The sequence below is a fragment of the Streptomyces qinglanensis genome (genome assembly GCF_900111245.1).
Taxonomy (GTDB): Bacteria; Actinomycetota; Actinomycetes; order Streptomycetales; family Streptomycetaceae; genus Streptomyces; species Streptomyces qinglanensis.
This window is the reverse complement of sequence record NZ_FOGO01000025.1, coordinates 1-16,992: the sequence shown is the minus strand read 5'-3', so window position 1 is coordinate 16,992 and position 16,992 is coordinate 1. Positions and strand designations below refer to the sequence as shown.

The following is a 16,992-nucleotide window of genomic DNA, read 5'->3' as shown; positions in this document are numbered from 1 at the left end:
ATCGCACCCGAGCAACGCCTCGGAACGGCGCGGGCATGCTCTGCGAGGACGTCAGCAGGGTGCTCGGTGCTCGCTCGACGCGGCGAGTGACGCGCACAGGCCATGCTCCACCCGACTCTGTGCGCAGGACGGGGAGCAAGTACCGGCTCGGGGAAGGGAGGAGGACGACGAGCGGCGCCCCGACCCTCGGCTCCGACTTCCGACTCCGGGCCCGGCCCCGGCCCCCGGCCCCCGGCCCCCGGCCCCCGGCCCCCGGCCCCCGGCCCCCGGCAAGAGTGCTGCGCGTCGTGCAGGAAGACGCGTCCGCAGGAAATACAGCCCGGTGCCCAACGGCGCCCGGGCCGTACGCCGACCGCGGTCACTCAGCCGGCCACTGCCCACGGGAGTGGGCAGCGGCCAGCCGGTCACCCGGTGGGCTCCTTCACCAGGAGCCCTGCCTTCGGACGGTCCTCACGGATCTTCGGGGTGAGCGATCGGACCTCCTTGCGGAGCACCGTGCTCTGGGTCACCAGGAGGTACAGGACCGCGGCCACGAGCAGCGGCACGGTCAGTCCGAAGCGGTCCACGATCAGCCCGGCGACGAGACCGCCGAGAGCGCCGCCCGTCTTGGACGCCGCACCGCCGACGGACCTGACCCGGCTCCGGAACTTCTCCGGGGGCCACTGGTAGAGGATCCTCCCCACCACCGAGTAGGGAAACGCTCCGGCGAATCCGGCAGCGATCCAGCACACCATCACGAGCCACGTCGGTGCCCCCAGGGCCAGCACCAGCGGCTGAGGCACGATCAGCAGGTAACCGACGGCCATGATCACCGAGGGCCGCACCCGCTCGATGACCGGCACGGCGACCAGGCTTCCCGCGAACCCGGCGAACGCCGCCGCGCTGACGAGCGCCCCGATCGCTCCCGGACCGGCGTGGGTCTCCCTGGCCCACAGGGGCAGGAACACACCACTCATCGGCGCGACGAGGAACTCCATGGAGCCCAGCATCACGTGCAGCCTGACCAACAGGCCGTCCCTGCGGAAGTAGCTGACCCCTTCGCGGAGACTCCGCCAGTACCCGAACTTGCCCTCGCCCGGGTCCGCCTGAGCGTGGTCCGGCTCCATGCCGTGCGGCAACGCCAGACCGACGATCAGAGCGTTCGCGGCGAACAACGCGGCCACCACGGACAGGCCGATCACCGGCACCGGCGCCAGAAGCGCACCGAGGGAAGGGCCGAACACCTGGCCTGCCGTCGCCATCGCCGTCCCCAGGCTGATACCGCGGCCCTCGGCGACGCCGACGTACCGCGCCGCCGCAGGAGCCAGGCCGTTCATCGCCACAAGAGCCGCTCCGCTCGCAGCGCCCGACGATGCCAGAAGCGCCAGCAGCACCGGGAAGGACAGCGCGTCCATGCTGACGAGCACGGCGATCGCCGCGATGCAGCTCGTCTGTACCGCGGCACCGATCCATGTCGTCCTGCGCAGTCCCACACGGTCCACGACCGGACCGGCCAGGAACCGTGCCACGACGGCCGGCGCGACCTCGGCGAAGACGACCAGCCCCGCGTGGCTCGTGCTGCCGGTCGTGGAGAACACGAACCACGGCATCGTCAGAGTCAGGACCCAGTAGCCCATGACCCCGGTGAACAGCGAGGTCAACACCCACGTCAGCGGGCTGAAATGCCTCGTCAGCGACCACCTCAGGGCCAAGCTGCTGTAACTTGCCATGAACATGACACCTCCAATCCCAGAGGAGGCTCGGACCCGGAAGACGAGCTCCGATGCCTCGCCGGGAACGTCCCGGCAGGGGTGCCAGGGACAGGTGGTGGAGGTACCGGGGCGCAGCGCAGCAAGGCCCGGTACCTCCACCACCTGTCAAGCTCCGATGCCGGGTCGTTCTCGGCGGGGTGTCGGGGCCTCCCGCGCCCCGGTCCTGCGGGAGGAACAGGCGGGCGTGGCTCCACACGAGCCGGGCTGACGATCGCGTCTCAGAAGTCCTTGCGCTCGGGCCTCAGAAGACCTTGGGCAGCCACGGAAGAGGCGGCCGCGTCGTACCGTCGGGCCTCCCCGCCCGCACGCGACGCTCACGAGCGACCACCTGCACAGCTCACGACCGAAGAGGACGTTCCGCTGTCCAGCCGGACGACCACACGTCCGAGCACCTCGCCCGCAGGTCCCCCACAAGCGTCGTCACCGCCGCCACGACACCCGCCCACCGCAGCAGAAGCACCACCGTTGCCCCGCAGACAACCGTCCCGGCCCGCAACGTTCCCGAACGATCACCGACACCGACACCTGCGCCGCAGCCAACAGCCAACAGCCAACAGCCGGCAGACAGCAGACAGCAGACAGCAGCAGACGACACCCCCGGACCACCGCGCCGACAGCAGGGCATCTGCCCAGGCCGCATCCCTCGACGTGATCCAGCCCCCGGATTCACTCCACGGAACCCGCCCTTGGAACAGCCGGCCCACGCAACGAGCCCCGGCCTCGCAACCCTCCGCGGCTACCGCACCGATCCGGTACGAGGCACCACCGCACCCCGGGAAACAACATGCGTCGGGCAACGACACACGTCGACCGCCAGGCCGGACGGCACTCGCCGTGCCCCGACGGCTGCTGCAGCAGACAGCACTCACCTGAGCCGTCTGCGACATGCCGGCGGAAGCCACCGGCCCGCACCACGCATCCGCACGGCCCCCAGGCCGGCTCCCGACCGGAACCCGGCCCCGGAACAACACACGAGAAGGCCCCGGCCTCCCACCGAAGTGGGAGACCGGGGCCTGCCGACACCGTGACGTCCTAGACGGTCTCGTCCTCGTACAGGTCGGCGAACTCCACCCGCCTCACGTCACCGATCTCCAGCGGCTGCCGCAGAAGGCGGCGCAGCCAGGCGAACGGCCTCGACTTCTTGAGGTGTCCCGCGCCGATCTCGACCGAGACCCACCGGTACTCCACGTCCCGCATGGCCTTGCCCTCCGGGGCGTAGAGGGCCTGGGCGGCCTCCAGCTGCTCGGTGGGGACCTCGACGATCCACGAGTCCGAGCGCTGCTCCCACGGCCGGCGTCCCTGCCGGGGGACCTCCACCTGAAGGACGACCGTTCCCTTGCCCTCGTCCGGGACTCCCGCGGACGCGACCCTGACCACCAGACCCTTGAGTACGAGCCGGTAGCAATCCGAGAACAACATGACAGCTCCTCTGCTGTAGACAGCCGGGGAGCGCCCGTGCGGGCCGCCCTGGGCGCTCTGCCCTTCCCGGCACGACGTCGTCCGCGCCGCGCCGGGACCGGGGGGCAACCGCTGCGGAGCGGTGGTTGCCCCCCGGTCCCGGCGTGGTGCAGGCTCGTGGGGCGGGAAGGGCAGACCGGCCAGGGCACTCCGGACAGGCGTCTGCGAAAGCCGCGCAGGAGAACGGGCGAACTGGCGCGAGGCGCGGTCCGCCGGGGGTCTGGTCGATGCCGAGGTGCGGGACGTCTCGACATCCCTGGACAGCACGCGGCACGGTAGGCGGCCGACAAGCGCGGTAGGCGGATGGCAGCGGCTGACGTCCGAACGGGACCTGTGTCGGACACTCGTCGAGTACTGCCATGCGTCGGCCCGGGAACACGAGAAGGGCCCTGTGTCCGCCGGCTCTCCGGCAGGCACAGGGCTCTTCTCCTTCCCTCCCCCGGGCTCCGGCCGCTCAGCCGCACCTGCTCGTGCGGCTGAGCGGCGACCGGGACAGATCTCAGTCGCAGTCGTCGTGGAAGATGAAGATGCCGCCGGAACCACTGCGGTGCTTCCCGGGCTTCGACTTCCCGTCGTGCTTGACGGTGGACTTCCCGCCGTGCGTGGACGGGGAGAACGCGACGGTCTGCATCGTCGTCGTACCGAGGCTGTTGTCGCTGCAGCCGTCGTCGTCGGCCTGGCACTGCGCGACCACGAAGACCATGCCGAGCACCAGCACGAGGGCCATGACCACCGTCGTGATCAGGCGCCTGTTCATGTTCCCTCCTTCTTGGAAAGGGACCCCGCCGCTGTCCGCGGCGTGTGGTGATCCCCTGTCCGACGCGTGCCGACCGCGCTGCGGTGGGGCGGGAGGCAACCGGGGGAGGAACGAGTCCGGTTGCCTCCCGCCCCGGCGGAGCGCAGGCTCAAAGCGGCGGGCAGGGGCCACCGCCCACCCGCGCCCGGCGGCAGCCGCGGCAGGGGGCGGCGACCGGCACCAGAGCCGGAGTCACGGACGACGGCTCCGCGCAACGGGCATCCGGTCGGCCCCCGGCACGAACCAGGCCCGGCGCCGCCGCGATCGGCAGCACCGGAGCCGAGGCGCCTCTTGCAGAGCGGGCCGCTGCGATTCTCGGCAGGGCCGCGGTGCGCGGAGCGAGCAGCGGCCCCGCGCCACGGACACCGGACGAGGCCCGGCGCCCACCGCAGAGCGGCGGGCGCCGGGCCTCACAGCGGCCGGCTCAGCTCTCGCTCCCGTTGCACTTGAGGCACCGGCCCAGGAGGTACACGCAGCTGCCGCCCTCCCTGCTCGGGCATGCGTTGCTCAGGGTCGCCAGCGTCTGCACGATCTTCCGCGTGAGGTGCTTCATGACGTGAGTCCTCTCCGCCGGAGAGGGGAGGCCGCTTGGTGCGGTCCGTGGTGGGCCCTGCCCGGCGCAGCCGATCAGCCCCGGGGGCGGGGTGGGGGCAAACGCGCTCTTCGTTTGCGGCCGCCCCGCCCCCGGGGCAGGCTGCAAGCGGCGGGCAGGGCCCACCACGGACCGCAGGGCGCCGCCCTGCGGTCACCGACGATTGACTGTCCCGAGCCCGGCAGGCGGGTGCTGAGGCGACAGCAACACGACGAAGGCTCCGGCGCCGCCGCAATCGGCAGCACCGGAGCCGACTGTCCGGCCGGGCCGGGTTCAGCTCTCGTCCGGGCCGGACCCGCCGCCACCGGGCCGCGGGGGCCGGGTCAGGCGGGGAAGGTCGTCGGTCTGACGGCCGTCGGTGTCCTTGGCGTCCTGCTCCTTCATGGGGGTACTCCTCCTCCGGTCGTGCCGGACGGTGGCCTCCGTCCAGGAGGCGGACCGTGTTCGGCCCTGCCCGGCGCAGCCGACGAGCGGCAGGGGCGGGGTGGGGGCAAACACGCTCTCCGTTTGCGGCCACCCCACCCCTGCCGCAGGCTGCAAGCGGCGGGCAGGGCCGAACACGGCTCCCGCGGAGGGCTGCCGCCCCGGCACCGAACGCCGGAGGGCAGGCAGGGGAAGCTCGCCGGGGAGCCGACGCGGTCACGCGTGGCTCGGTGGCTCCCCGGTGCACACAGCAGGGGAGCACGTGCCAACTGACCCGCGGCGGACCCGCGACAGCCGAACCCGACCGGCCGCGACAACGACCTCCACCAGCACTTCGAGCGGAGCGGAACCATGCCGCGCCGACCGCTTCCGTGCAGCCGACGGCTGCACGGAAGCGGTGGGCGCACCCGACATGACGTTCGTACTCACTGCGGACTTCTGACTGTCGAGGACGGCCGGATGCGGCCGCCCGGAAGGGGAAGCCCCGCGCTGCGGCGAGCCGGACACGCCGAAGGACGGCCCCTCAGCCCAGGGACCGCCCTTGCGGAGCGGGAGGGGGCAGCGGGCTGCCGCCCCCTCCCGGGGCCGACTACTTCACCAGGCCCTGCAGGAACTTCGGCGTGGCCACCGGCTCCTCGGCCTTCCGGCGGACGACGACCTCGCTGAGCACCAGCTGGTCGCTGCCGTAGGTCCCGTTGGGCCTCTTGGCCCCGTGCTTGTACTCGAGGCTGAGGGCGCTCACGAAGTCACCCTTTCCGAGCGACGTGATGACGTCGATCCACCCGCGGTTCGTGGTGACGAAGGAGATGTAGTCGTCCTCCCGCCGGGTCGCCTCGTTCTGGTTCGTCACGCGGACGGTGAGCGTCGCCCAGTCGCCCTTCTGGTTCACGAAGGTCCTCGCCACGTGCCCGGTCGCCGTGGCGAAGTAGGGGAGCTTCTTGGCCAGGACCTGCAGCGCCTGCTCGACGGTGATCTCTTCCACGGTTCCTCCTGTGCGGTGACCGGGAGGGATGGCCGCTGCTGCGGCCCGGGGCTCTGTGGTCCCCTTCCCGGTGATCGGCCGACAGCGCCGCGTCGGGGCGGGGGGTCAACCGAGTGCGTCTTTCGCTCGGTTGACCCCCCGCCCTGGCGTGGGGCAGGCTCAGGCACCGGGAAGGGGGGCGCAGAGCCCCCCACCACAGCAGTGGTCACCCCTCACCGCCGGGGACCGGAAGAACACCCAGGCAAGCCGACGCCCGGGGCCACACCCCGCTCTCACCGGGGCGGGGTCCCGTACGCGCCGCCACGGACGGCCGGGCCTCAGCAGACCCGCCGAGCCGCAGAGCCGGTCGGGGGATCGTGACCCTACAGCGGTGCCCCCCGATGACGGCGGACCTCACCACGCAGAAGATCACCCCGCCCGTGCCGCGCTCCGTCTGCCGCACACAGCGCCGCGTCGGCCAGGGCCCGGCCCTGCATCCGCTCCCCGACGGAGACCACCGCAACGCTCGGGGACCCGCCCACCGATGGACCGACACCCGTGTCGGTCGACCGCGCCCCGGACTTCCCCTCGGACACGACCGGCCGGACCTGGTCTCCAGGCCCGGCCGGTCGTGGTGGCGCCCTTCCTCATACGGAGTCGCGGGCCCGCGCACGCGCGGGCCCGCAGCCCGGCTCACTGCCGGTCCTGGCTCCTGCCGGCAGCCTCCTGCAGCAGGCGGCGATACCTGATCACAACCTCCTCGTCCACCTCGAGAGCCAGCGAACCCACCAGCTCCCGCAGATGGACAGGGTTGTCCGTACCGACCGCCACCGCATCCACCTCGGGGAGGCGGCAGGCAGCGCGGAACGCCGCCTGCATCACCGTGGCCCGCTCCGCCTCGCGCAGGAAGACCCCCGGGTCGAACCGCTCCCACACGGAGTCTGCCGCGCCGCCGCCGAAGGGACTCATCCCCCACAGCTGCGACGGCCCCAGCTTCGCGGCGAGCAGCTCAGCGGACTCGAGGACCTCGGTCCTGACCAGCAGGCCGCAGCGCACCATCAGGACGTCGGGACGAGGCAGCCTCACCGCGAGCGCGCCCAGAGGGCGCGGGTCCCAGGACGAGATGCCCCAGGACCCGCACACACCGCTCGAGGCGGCCTCCTCCAGCACGCGGCAGGCAGCCGCCAGCCGCTCGCAACGCTCCGCCTCGGGACCTGCTGACAGGCTGTGCTCCGGATTGTGCAAGAGCACCACATCCGGCTCCCGCCCCAGGTCCCGGGCCGCGCGCTCCACCGCCGCACGCAGACGCTCCGGGTCCAGCGAGTGTTCCGACGCCCGGCCGGGCACCGGAAAGTACCCGACCTTCGTCGACACCCTGAACCGCGGCAACAGGTCGGCGGCGACCCGCGCCAACGTCTCGTGCGAACGGAACCCCAGGTAGTTGGAGCTCGTATCGAGAGCCCCGACCCCCAGGTCGAGCGCCTCTCTCAGGACAGCGGGCTCGTGACGAGACCGGTGAAGCCCGAGGACAACTCGGGGATGAGCGGCGCGCACAGTCCCTCCTTCACCAGGGTCTCGGCAACCTCGGACACCTCGAAGCCCACCGCCGTCTCCACGGCCTGCAGGTCGGCGGGGCCACCGCTCAGCAGCAGCCGCAGAGCGGGCAGCGCCTCCTCGGCGAAGAGAATCTTCCGTCCGGCGGCGGTCACGCACACCACCGAACCCTTCAGCTCGATCTCCGGCCGGAAGTGGGTGGTGCACACCACCCCTTCGAGCGGCCCGAAGATCTCCACGAAGGGCACGTCCCGCGTCGTGAACGGCTGCTGCTCGTACGCGGCCAGGTAGTCGGCCGGGGAGGTCTCGCGGACGAACTGCGCAGCCGCCTCCTGCAGCTCCGTCGTGTCGGCCCCGGGGGTCCGGTCCAGGTCGTACCGGAAGATCTCCCGCTGCCGGCACCAGTCCGCCAGCCAGGCGAGGTAGCTCGCCCCCGTCCGCTTGGTGAAGCCGAACGTCGCGTGCAGGCTGTAGCCGGCCCCGCTGCCGTTACGCGTCGCCTGGTGCCAGAAGCCCCGCGGGATGTGCATGACGTCGCCCGGCTTCATGACCCCCGACCAGACGCCCTCCTCACTGGGAGTGGTGTTGGGGTCGGCGTCCCGGTACATCGGGGCCGGCCGGGAGGTGTTCCGCACCTCCCACTCCTTCTCGCCGGCGAGCTGCACGATCACCACGTCGTGGTCGTCCCAGTGCAGCGGGAAGCCCGACGCCTCGTTCGTCGTCAGGTACACGTTCACCTGCACCCGCTCGTGAGACCACCACTGCAGGGACCGGCAGGCGGCCTCCATCGTCGGGTCGAAGGTGTTGAGCTGATCCACGATCAGCGTCGCCCCTTCCCGCAGCAGTCCGCCCAGCCGCTGCATGTTCACCATCGGGATGCTCTGGCCCCGGGGGCTGACCGTGTCGGTGAAGTACTCACCCGGGTGCACCTCCTTGCCGTCCTGGAACAGCCGGAACTGCGGACGGTAGAGGCTCCTGCGCATCGCGATGTCCAGCAGCCGGTTCGGCGTCAGGACCCGGGAGAGAAGCTCGGGGTCACCGATGTTCCCCCGTGCGAAGCCCTTCCCGAGCTCGTCCGCGCCGCTCCAACCGAGCGCCGTCTCGATCGCCTTCACCAACTGGTGTTCCATTTCTTCCTCCTGGAGAGAGTTCGCTGATGGGTACGGAAGCCCGGCGGGGGCCGACGCGGCACAGCGCGCCGACCCCCGCCGGAACCGGGACCGTCAGTGGTCGCTCAGGTTGCCGTCACCGCCCGGCCAGGGAGCGTCGCCGGAGCTGCCCTGGTTGTCGGACCGGAGGCTGTCGTACCGGTCCTGGACGACGAGCAGCTCCTCCACTCCCAGGACGAGCGCATTCGGAGTGGCGGGCTGCGTCTGGTCCTGCACGCTCATCTCGTGCTCCTTCCGCTGGCTCCCGCCCCGCTCTGGGGCAGGAGACCGGCTCTCCCACATCAGGAGAGAGCCGAAATGAACGCCCCTCCTCTTGCGCCGCAACGCGGCGCCGCCCCACGAGGGGCACGAAGAGGCGTCCAGCCGGGTCCTTTCCGGCACGAGCCGAGAAGGCGGATCGGCCGGGGGGCCGCAAGTGCTCTCCTTGCGGCCCCCCGGCCGATCCGCCAGGCTCAAGTGCCGGAAAGGGCCTGGCTGAACGCCTCCTGCTCCGAGTGCGCTCCATGAGCACCGCTGTCCACTGACTGGCCAGATGCAGGGAAGCAGCGTCAGACGTCACAGATGCAGCACATGTGCAGCCGTTCGGCGGGGCACTTGAGCGGCCCTCGCCGACCTGCTGTTCACCAGCGTCGTGCGCCGCCCGCCACGGACACGCTTTCTGCTGCCTCGGGCATCGCCCGTCATCGGCGGCGGGGAAGACAGCCGCCGACCGCAGCCACGTGGCCACCGGCGCAGCCTCGACACCGTCACGGAGCACCACTCGGGCCACTGCGGCAGCGCCTCCTGGCCTCGTGAGCATCGGCATTCCCACCCGCAGCAGACCGCCCCCTGGAAGCGTGGAGATCCGGCTCCGCGACTCGTGAAGGAAGCCGGCGCCATCCGCGCAGAACCCCTGCGCCACCCCGCGCCGTACCCCCGAACCACCCGCCAGACCGCAGCACCTCGCCCACACCGGCATCCCCGCCAGCCCACCGCACCCGCAACACCAGCAACCTCCGGTGCACACCCCACCCGCCCGCACTCGGCCACCGCCATCCCCACCCTCCGTCGGCAGACGAGCAGCGTCCTCAGCCGGAACCACCGCGCTGTGCCACCCACCGCGGTGAGTGGCACAGCGGAGAGGCGCATGGCACACGGACAGCCAGAACCACGCAACCGCAAGTGCCATGGACCGCGGGCGAGCCGACACCGACGGTGCACAGACACCGGCCGGGACGCATGAGCCATACCGACGGCACGCCAGATGACTCCGGCGACGACTCGGGGCGGCCTCGCCCGGCGTTCGTGGGACTCCGAGAACTCCTGGAAGGACAAACCCCCGGGAGGGACGACCAGTCACGGCACCCGCCCAACGCACCCCGGGCGACCGAGCACAGCCGCACACCCCCGGAACAGCCACCACCACCGAGCCCGCGAGCCCCACCAGCCCCCTACTGCTCGATAACCGAAGCCCTATTGCATAGCTCGCTCCTCCTCCCCTCTCTCTTCTCCCCTCCCAGACCTCCTCTCTGCCGGGGTCTGGGAGGGGAGTCGCTGCAACGCCGGAGGGGCGAGGGAGCACCTTGCTCCCTCGCCCCTCCGGCGTTCTCTTCTGACCGACTGCCCTACTGCTCTGACAGGCGTTCCACTCCCCCACGGGCATAGCGGCCGAAGCGGCCGGGGGTCAGCCCGTGGCGCTCGGCGGTGACCTCGAACTTTCCGACCGGCCAGCCCAGCAGCTGCGCCGACTCCTCGCTGCTCAGACTCGCCTCGACCCAGGCATGCCGGTCGGAGATGGCCGCGGTGACGTCCGCCGGGTCCAGGCCGTCCAGGTCCGCGATGGCATACAGGGGCCACCCGCGGAAGTCACCGACGGGTCGCAAGGTGCCCTGCTCGGCCAGCAACTGGATGTCGGCCCGCTCCACCTCCAGGCCGGTGCGCTGCGCCAGGTGCTCCGCGGCCTTCTCGGAGCCGAGGCCGGGGTGGTCGCCTACGGCGGCGAGGATCTCGTCGACCCGGTCAGGAAGGGCTGCGACCGACTCCTTCGACCAGCGCTTCTGCTCGGTGTCGGGCTCCGGGACCAGCCCCCGCTCCTGAGCGCGCTGCAGCTGCCACTTCTTCAAGCCCAGATAACGGCTGAGCTGCACCGGACCCATCGTCTCGGCCCGGTGTGCGCCACGCGCCCGGGGAACCGCCGGACCGCTGCCGGGGGCAGGAATCGCCGGCTCCTCCCGCTGCGGCTCAAGAGCGGCCACGATGTCGTCGACGCGGTCGGGGAGAGTCTTCGCCAGGGCGTAGGACCAGCGTTTGTCGTCGATGTCGGGCGGCGGGATCAGCCCGCGGTTCTGCGCACGGCGCAACTGTGACTCCTCGATGCCCAGCCAGCGGGCGAGCTGCACAGGGCCGAAGTCGGCACGATTCTGACTCACAGCACTTCCCTCCGCATGACATGTTCGCGCGCAGTGTGACGGCAGGCCGACGAGCAGGACCCCCGTTTCCAGTGTCTCGTGGGGCTCTGACAACCGGCCGGGCCTCTCTCAGGCGGGGCTGTCTGTCGGCGGGTCCAGGGCCGGACTCGCAACAAGGTCGGCGTGCAGTCGTGGCCAGCACAGGTCTTTGGCGACCTTGGAGGCGGCTACCCAGATCTGTCCGCCGTCACGGTCCCGCCAGGTGGGCAGGCTGAAGGAGTAGCCCCGAATGCCTCCCGAGGCGGAGGGATGCGTGCGCCATTCCACTCCGGCCTCGGTGAGGGCTCCTTCGAAGGCGTCCCTGCCGCGGGCGCGGGTCGTGTCGCGGGCGGCGCGAATACGGACGCGGAGTTCTTCGCGCTCGGGGCGGGGCGCTCCCCTGCTCCGGCTCGCGGCGCGCTCGGGACGCGTGACCTGGGGAGCGACGCGGTTGCTGCGTTCCTCGGCGTCGACGAGCTTCCATACGCGCTCGATGTCGCGGACGACGGGCCAGGAGCGGTGGTAGTCGAAGGCGTCCCGTACCAGCCAGCCGGTCCAGTCCACCCGGCTGATGGTGAGGTGGATGTGGTCGTCACCGTGCCGCACGGCGACCCAGGGGCAGTTGCCGTATCCCATTCGGGTGACGTAGCGCTCGGCGATCCGGGCCCAGGTCGGGTCGGCCAGGATCGGGTCGTCGGGGGCCGCGCGCAGGGCGCAGCGCCAGATCGGCCGGGATATGTCGCTGCGGCGGGCGGTATGGGCGTCGATGAGATGTGCCAGTTGCTCGACGGTGCCGGGGACGTTGCCCGTCACCAGTCGGGGGTTGACGTGTTCCTCGTCGCGGCCGGGGCCGAAGTCGTAGCGGAGGGCGCGGTCCGCGCGGCGCCCTTTGGTGATCTTGGCGATCACCGCGGCGGCCGGGCGGAGCTCTCGGGGGCTGCGGGCAGGCCGCGCACCTGGAGTGCGGCGTTGCCGAGCCGGGCGAGCGTCGCGTCGGTGTCTGCGGGGAGTGCGGCTCCCTGCTCCTGGGCGAGACTGATCAGGCTTCGCAGGTCCTGCGCCGCCTGGACGAGGTACGTGTAGGCGTTCTCGTTGACTTCGGGCACGCGGGGGACGTCGCCGGGGACGCCGGGTCGCCCGTGGAGGGATTCCTCGACGACGGCGCGGACCCATGCGCCGAGTTCCTTGCGCTCGGTCTGCCGGCGGGCTCCTTGCCAGCGCGTGAGTTCTTCGGCGTTCAGCCGCACGCTGACGCAGTGCGTGCGCTTGCTGTCCGCTTTCCCCCGCACCATGTCGTGTCCCCCCTCGGCTCAGTGGTCACTGACGTGACGCGGCACCACCGTAGTGCGGTTGCGCGACGGGCAGATGAGCGGGCGGTTCCTGGCAAGGAGGAGGTCGGTCGGGCCGGCGGTCGCGGCTCGGGTGGTGGGGGTCATACAGCGACGGGACGGTTCCGGGGCCGGGCGGCTCCGTCGCTGGTGTGGCGGTCCTCGGACATCAGGCGGCGAACGTCCTGACCCTTGGTCAGGTGGTGCGAGAGCCACTGTCCGATGTCACGCCTGTGGCTTGAGTGGCTTGTGTGATCAGATGCGGCGTCAGAAGTGTTGTGTGAACGGTGAGGTGTGAGCTCCACTGTGCTGGGCGCAGAGGCCGGGGGGGCGATGATCCGCACTTCCTTCTGATGTGTGCCTCTGCAGCGGGGTCGTCGTCGTGACAGCGGGTCGGCCTGCCCCGCTCACGAACTGTCGGCGCTGTCCCCCTCCCCTCAGCAGTGGCCCAGGTCCCTGCCGGGAGGGGGGCGCCGCGGTTCTCGAGCTTCCGCACTGCGGTTCGGCACAGAGGAGAGTGCTATGGCTGCCGCTTCACCCGTCGGCCGGGAAGCCGACGCAACTCACCGCAGCACGGCAGTCGGGGGGTTGGCATCCGGCCCCCGGAAGCCGCTGGATGCTGATGCCCTCATGCGCCTGCGTGCCCTCGTCTTCCGGGACCAGAGGCTGAGCTTCAGGGCGAAGGGACTCTTCGGGCTGATCACCACACCCGAATTCGGCTTCGGCGGGGCCACGGTTGCAGAGCGCACCGCGGAGTACGCCACGGACAGCGTTGCGGCGGCCCGGGCCGCTCTCGGGGAGTTGGAGGAGTTCGGCTACCTGGTACGTGACCGGCCCGCAGAACCGGGTGGCAGCGCGGCTCCGACGGCGTACGTGCTCGCTCGGACGGCCGGTGCCGCGCTGCTCGGTGCGTCCGGGCCCGACGGCGGGTCGTCTGTGTCCGGCGAGACGGCTGAACACCGGGAGGCCCCTTCGGGCGGTGGGGTGCGGGGACTGGAGCCCACAGGAGGCCGGGGCCGGGCCCACGGTGGATCGTTTCTCGTGAGCAGCCGGGTGCAGGAGGTGCTGCTGGCTCTTCCGGACGATCTCCGGAAGGCGCTGCGGGCCACCGCGCGCACGGACCGCCCCCGCGCTCTGGTCGCCGCCGTCGAGCGGGAGTTGCACACGGTGAGCTCGAACCGGTTGGTCGAACGGATACGGCGCCGGTGGGTCTCCCAGGGCTATGGGCGGCTGCTGGCTGCCGGAGCGCTCAAGAGGCCGGTGGGGGCCGCGGTCGCCTTGGTCCGGGCGGGGCCGTGCCCGGATCCGCGGTGCGAGGACGGCCGCCTGGAGGACGGGACGGCGTGCCGGGCCTGTGCGGAGCGCGAGAAGGACAGGCGGGCCGAACACGCTCGGCGCGGAGGGCAGCAGCAGGACGTCCAGCCTCCGCCGTGTGCGTACTGCGGAGCAGCGCCGGGTGCGGACGGGGAGCCTTGTGACGGGTGCGCACGGGCATCGAAGGCAGTCGACGAGGAGGTCGCCGAGTTGGTCGAGGTGGCCGTGCGGGCCTGGGCCGCGGTGCCCGGTACCTCGGTGGCGGAGGCGCGGGAGGCGGTCGGGCGGGCGGTGGCGCGGGCCCGGACGGATGCCGCCGAGGCCGGCGCCGCGGCGGCCGGCCAGGCACTGGCCGCACGTCTGGCCGCCCTCGAGGAGGCCGGGCGTGCGCGGATGACGGGCCGTGAGTCGGGAGGCCGGCATCGGGCGGATCTGGGTGCAGCTTCCGATCGCCTGGGCCACGTGACGGGCCGTCCGCTCGGGGCTCGTGCAGTCGCACGTGCGGATTCCTGTCCGGGTACGAACGGTTCGGGTTGCCCTGGGGGGCGGGCCGCCATGGGAAGTGACGGGTTGTGCCTGCGCTGCCGGGCGGGGGCCGGGAGCCGGGAAGTCCGTGATCGAGGACAGTAGGAAGCGACGCGCATGAAGCAACTCGTCCCTGCCGGCCGTGGATTGCTCGCCTGTCGGCAGAACGTTTCCGTGCCGGCACAGGGATGCGCGGGTTGGGCGGCAGAGAGTGTGGAGGGTTGTCCTGTCGCGGCGAAGCCGCCATCACGCGGGGGAACCACTGCGTGGCGGATGTCCAGGGCAGGAATGGGGGATCCGCGGCGCAGCCGCCTGCTTCGCGCGGGCCACGTGTGCGGCTCTGCGGCTTCAGACCTCGGTGAAGGTGGCTGACTCCAGCAGGTCGCCTGCGGGGGACGTCTGTGCTTTTAGAGGAGAACAGCATTTCCGCAGGTCAAAGCGGTGCGGAATAGCTCTGTTTCGTATTTCGAATGACGGTTTCGGAAGTTGCAGTTGCCTATGGGCAATCAGTGTTCGATTTCAGTTCGCCGCCGTGAGAAGCTGTGACGCGGCAGTGACGTGCCTATAAGCAACTGCTGAGTAGGGTCCTCGTATTCGTGTTGCCTATGGGCAACATTGCAGGTGAGAGGAGGGGTATGGGGCAGTCGAGCGCAGTCCGGCGGCTACCGGCGGTCGACCGCGGGACGGGTGAGATCGTGCAGCTCGAGTTGCTGGACCGTGAATCGTTCCAGCAGGGAGAGGTGCGGGAGAGGCCGGTACTGCCGGGGGTCCGGTACGACTGGCAGCCCTATGCGGGACGCCATGTGAACGTCGCCAAGTCCTTGATGAGGAAGGTCTGGCACAAGGACAGCGGATACCGCCAGAACGACCGGGACATCTTCGGGTTCTACGTGGCGCACTCGCCCGAGCGCGCCGAGCCTCTGCGGATGACGTTCAAGGAGATCGCGCAGACCCTCGGCATCCGGCCCGATACGGTGGCACGGTCGGTGGGCAGGCTGCATGCAGGCGGGTTGTTGCTGGAGGCCGAGAAGGTGGGCCGGATGAAGTTCTACCGCATCAACCCCCGCGCTGCCTTCGACGGTTCGGCATCCGACCAGACGCGAGCCGTCCGGGACGCCCGGTACCCGGTGGTTCCCGCGCCGAAGGCCCCACCGGGACCCCGGAAGAAGGAGGCCGTGTGACCTTTCCCGCGACACCGCAGTCCGAACTGCCCTTCACCCCCGAACTGATGCACACGCTGCTGCTGGGGACCGCCGAGGCTCCCGGAGCCGACTTCCGCGTACTGAGCTACTACGCGACGGCGGTGCCGCTGGGTGAGACAGTGCGCAAGACGGCCAAGGAGATCTCGGGGGCCGTCCAACTCAGTCCGCCCAACACCGGCAAGAGCATCCGCCGGTTGGTCGAGGACGGCTGGCTGGAGGTGTCCTACCGCATGGGCCGGGTGACCTTCTACCGCGTCGGCCCGCGTGTCATCGCTTCGGCAGTCCGGTCGACCGAGCCGGGCAGTTACTCAGCCGTGGCGAGTGTCAGCTACCTGCCGAGCGCCTACGACGCCGAGGGCCGGTGAGCAGACACCGCTCTTGAGCACCATGTGCCTACGCGACCAGAGAGGACAGCGGTCGCGTATGTCCGCAGAATGCCGGCCGGGTGCGTACAGCCGCGGCTCCGTGCGCACCCGCGCAACCGGTCACCGGCCGGTGAGGGCGGCATAGCGGCGCCGGAAGTCGGTGAGATGGCCCGCCAGGTCCGGCTGCGCCAGTCGCTCACCCCGTCCACCCTTGGACCGGATGGCGTGCTCGGCACACAGCTCTTCCAGTTCGCCGAGAGACGGTTCCGCACCGTCGTGGTCCTCGAGGTACCGCGCCCACACCCGGTAGATCCGCCAGCCCATGCGGTAGCGGCGCAGCGTACTCGGACTGATCCGGCCGCCGCCCCGGCCTGCCATACCCCTCACCCAGAGGTGATCGGACAGGTCCTGCACATCGGGCTCGGCCCCCAGCTTGTCGGTGAGTTCGGCCCACGCCTCGTAGTAGCGGTCGACGAGAGTCGGGCCCCTCTCCCCCACCGGCTGCAGCACCTGCCCTGCCCCGTGCGGCTCTTCTTTCCTGCTGACGGCGCCCTCCGGCTGCTCCTGCGGGAGGACGGCTGCGTGCTGTTGGCCTTCCGCAGGAGCCGTCATACCGCCGCTCCGACTGTCGCTGCTCTCCCCCGGTGTCCGCGCGCGTACCGCGGTACTGCTCGGCGTGTCCGGCTCTGCTTCGCGCCCTGGTTGCCGCCCTGGTTGCCGCTCGGGAAGACGCTCGACCGAACCGGCTCCCTCGGCCCGGGAAGCGGCGGCCTCGTCCGCCGCCGGTGCTTCGACCACCGGGTGTGCGGAACGGCTCTCCCCCGCCGGAACAGCCCGGCTCGCGTCACGGGTCGGCAAGAGTCTTTTCAGCAGACGGCTCTCTGCGGCAGCCACGGGCCGCGAGGTGAGCGCCTCGGCGGTCTTCGGTGCCTGAGGCGGGGAGTCGTCGAGCGGGGCGTGCTCTGCGGAGGCGTGTGCACCGAGCATTGCGGGGGCGTCAGCGCGCAGTTCCTCCGAGGACACGGTCCGCGCGAGCGGGATGCCGTAGCGGGTGAGTTTGAGGGGCATGAGTGCTTCGACGGGTGCTTTGCGGCGCCAGGAGCGGCCGTAGCGGGCGCGGAGTCGGGT

General features: G+C 71.2%; 13 protein-coding genes and 1 pseudogene. 2 read left to right on the top strand and 12 right to left on the bottom strand.

What is annotated here, in order from left to right; genetic code table 11:
• Positions 1–404: 404 nt before the first annotated feature.
• The 11 genes from BMX65_RS30905 to BMX65_RS30865 all read right to left on the bottom strand — a co-directional run bounded on the left by BMX65_RS30905 (position 405) and on the right by BMX65_RS30865 (position 12,422).
• Positions 405–1,709 carry an MFS transporter gene (locus BMX65_RS30905; protein WP_162637705.1) on the bottom strand — a complete coding sequence of 435 codons (1,305 nt, stop codon included), beginning with the start codon at positions 1,707–1,709 and terminating at the stop codon, positions 405–407.
• Between the two features lie 1,074 nt (positions 1,710–2,783).
• Entirely contained in the window at positions 2,784–3,170 is a 387-nt protein-coding gene (locus tag BMX65_RS34075; protein WP_075003661.1) for a hypothetical protein, read from the bottom strand.
• Positions 3,171–3,708: 538 nt separating this feature from the next.
• Entirely contained in the window at positions 3,709–3,966 is a 258-nt protein-coding gene (locus BMX65_RS30895) for a hypothetical protein (RefSeq protein ID WP_075003660.1), read from the bottom strand.
• Between the two features lie 463 nt (positions 3,967–4,429).
• Positions 4,430–4,558 carry a hypothetical protein gene (locus BMX65_RS34070; RefSeq protein ID WP_275435259.1) on the bottom strand — a complete coding sequence of 43 codons (129 nt, stop codon included), beginning with the start codon at positions 4,556–4,558 and terminating at the stop codon, positions 4,430–4,432.
• 1,051 nt (positions 4,559–5,609) lie between these two features.
• The gene (locus BMX65_RS30890) at positions 5,610–6,002 is read right to left on the bottom strand and encodes a hypothetical protein (RefSeq protein ID WP_075003659.1); all 393 of its coding nucleotides are present in this window, start codon (positions 6,000–6,002) and stop codon (positions 5,610–5,612) included.
• Between the two features lie 672 nt (positions 6,003–6,674).
• On the bottom strand, positions 6,675–7,535 hold the full coding sequence (locus BMX65_RS30885; RefSeq protein ID WP_079172161.1) for an aldo/keto reductase: 861 nt from the start codon (positions 7,533–7,535) through the stop codon (positions 6,675–6,677).
• A complete protein-coding gene (locus BMX65_RS30880; RefSeq protein WP_075003658.1) occupies positions 7,469–8,665 on the bottom strand; it encodes a JmjC domain-containing protein in 1,197 nt (398 codons plus the stop codon). Before BMX65_RS30880 ends, BMX65_RS30885 begins: the two co-directional genes overlap by 67 nt.
• Before the next feature lie 93 nt (positions 8,666–8,758).
• A complete protein-coding gene (locus BMX65_RS33140; protein WP_177214388.1) occupies positions 8,759–8,926 on the bottom strand; it encodes a hypothetical protein in 168 nt (55 codons plus the stop codon).
• A 1,382-nt stretch (positions 8,927–10,308) separates the two neighbouring features.
• Positions 10,309–11,112 (bottom strand): hypothetical protein, encoded by an 804-nt coding sequence (locus tag BMX65_RS30875; protein WP_204357594.1) that lies wholly within the window; start codon positions 11,110–11,112, stop codon positions 10,309–10,311.
• Positions 11,113–11,220: 108 nt separating this feature from the next.
• Positions 11,221–12,039: a relaxase/mobilization nuclease domain-containing protein gene (locus tag BMX65_RS30870; protein WP_075003657.1), complete on the bottom strand. Its 819-nt coding sequence runs from the start codon at positions 12,037–12,039 to the stop codon at positions 11,221–11,223.
• Positions 12,036–12,422: a hypothetical protein gene (locus tag BMX65_RS30865; RefSeq protein ID WP_075003656.1), complete on the bottom strand. Its 387-nt coding sequence runs from the start codon at positions 12,420–12,422 to the stop codon at positions 12,036–12,038. The genes BMX65_RS30870 and BMX65_RS30865 overlap by 4 nt, the downstream gene beginning before the upstream one ends.
• Positions 12,423–14,932: 2,510 nt before the next feature.
• Here BMX65_RS30865 and BMX65_RS30855 point away from each other — a divergent pair.
• Together BMX65_RS30855 and BMX65_RS30850 are read left to right on the top strand one after the other, a co-directional pair.
• Positions 14,933–15,478: a winged helix-turn-helix domain-containing protein gene (locus tag BMX65_RS30855; protein WP_075003654.1), complete on the top strand. Its 546-nt coding sequence runs from the start codon at positions 14,933–14,935 to the stop codon at positions 15,476–15,478.
• Entirely contained in the window at positions 15,475–15,864 is a 390-nt protein-coding gene (locus tag BMX65_RS30850; RefSeq protein ID WP_075003653.1) for a helix-turn-helix domain-containing protein, read from the top strand. Before BMX65_RS30855 ends, BMX65_RS30850 begins: the two co-directional genes overlap by 4 nt.
• A gap of 120 nt (positions 15,865–15,984) precedes the next feature.
• Here the strand turns inward: BMX65_RS30850 and BMX65_RS33205 are convergent.
• A pseudogene (locus BMX65_RS33205) lies at positions 15,985–16,992 on the bottom strand (hypothetical protein); the annotation flags it as partial.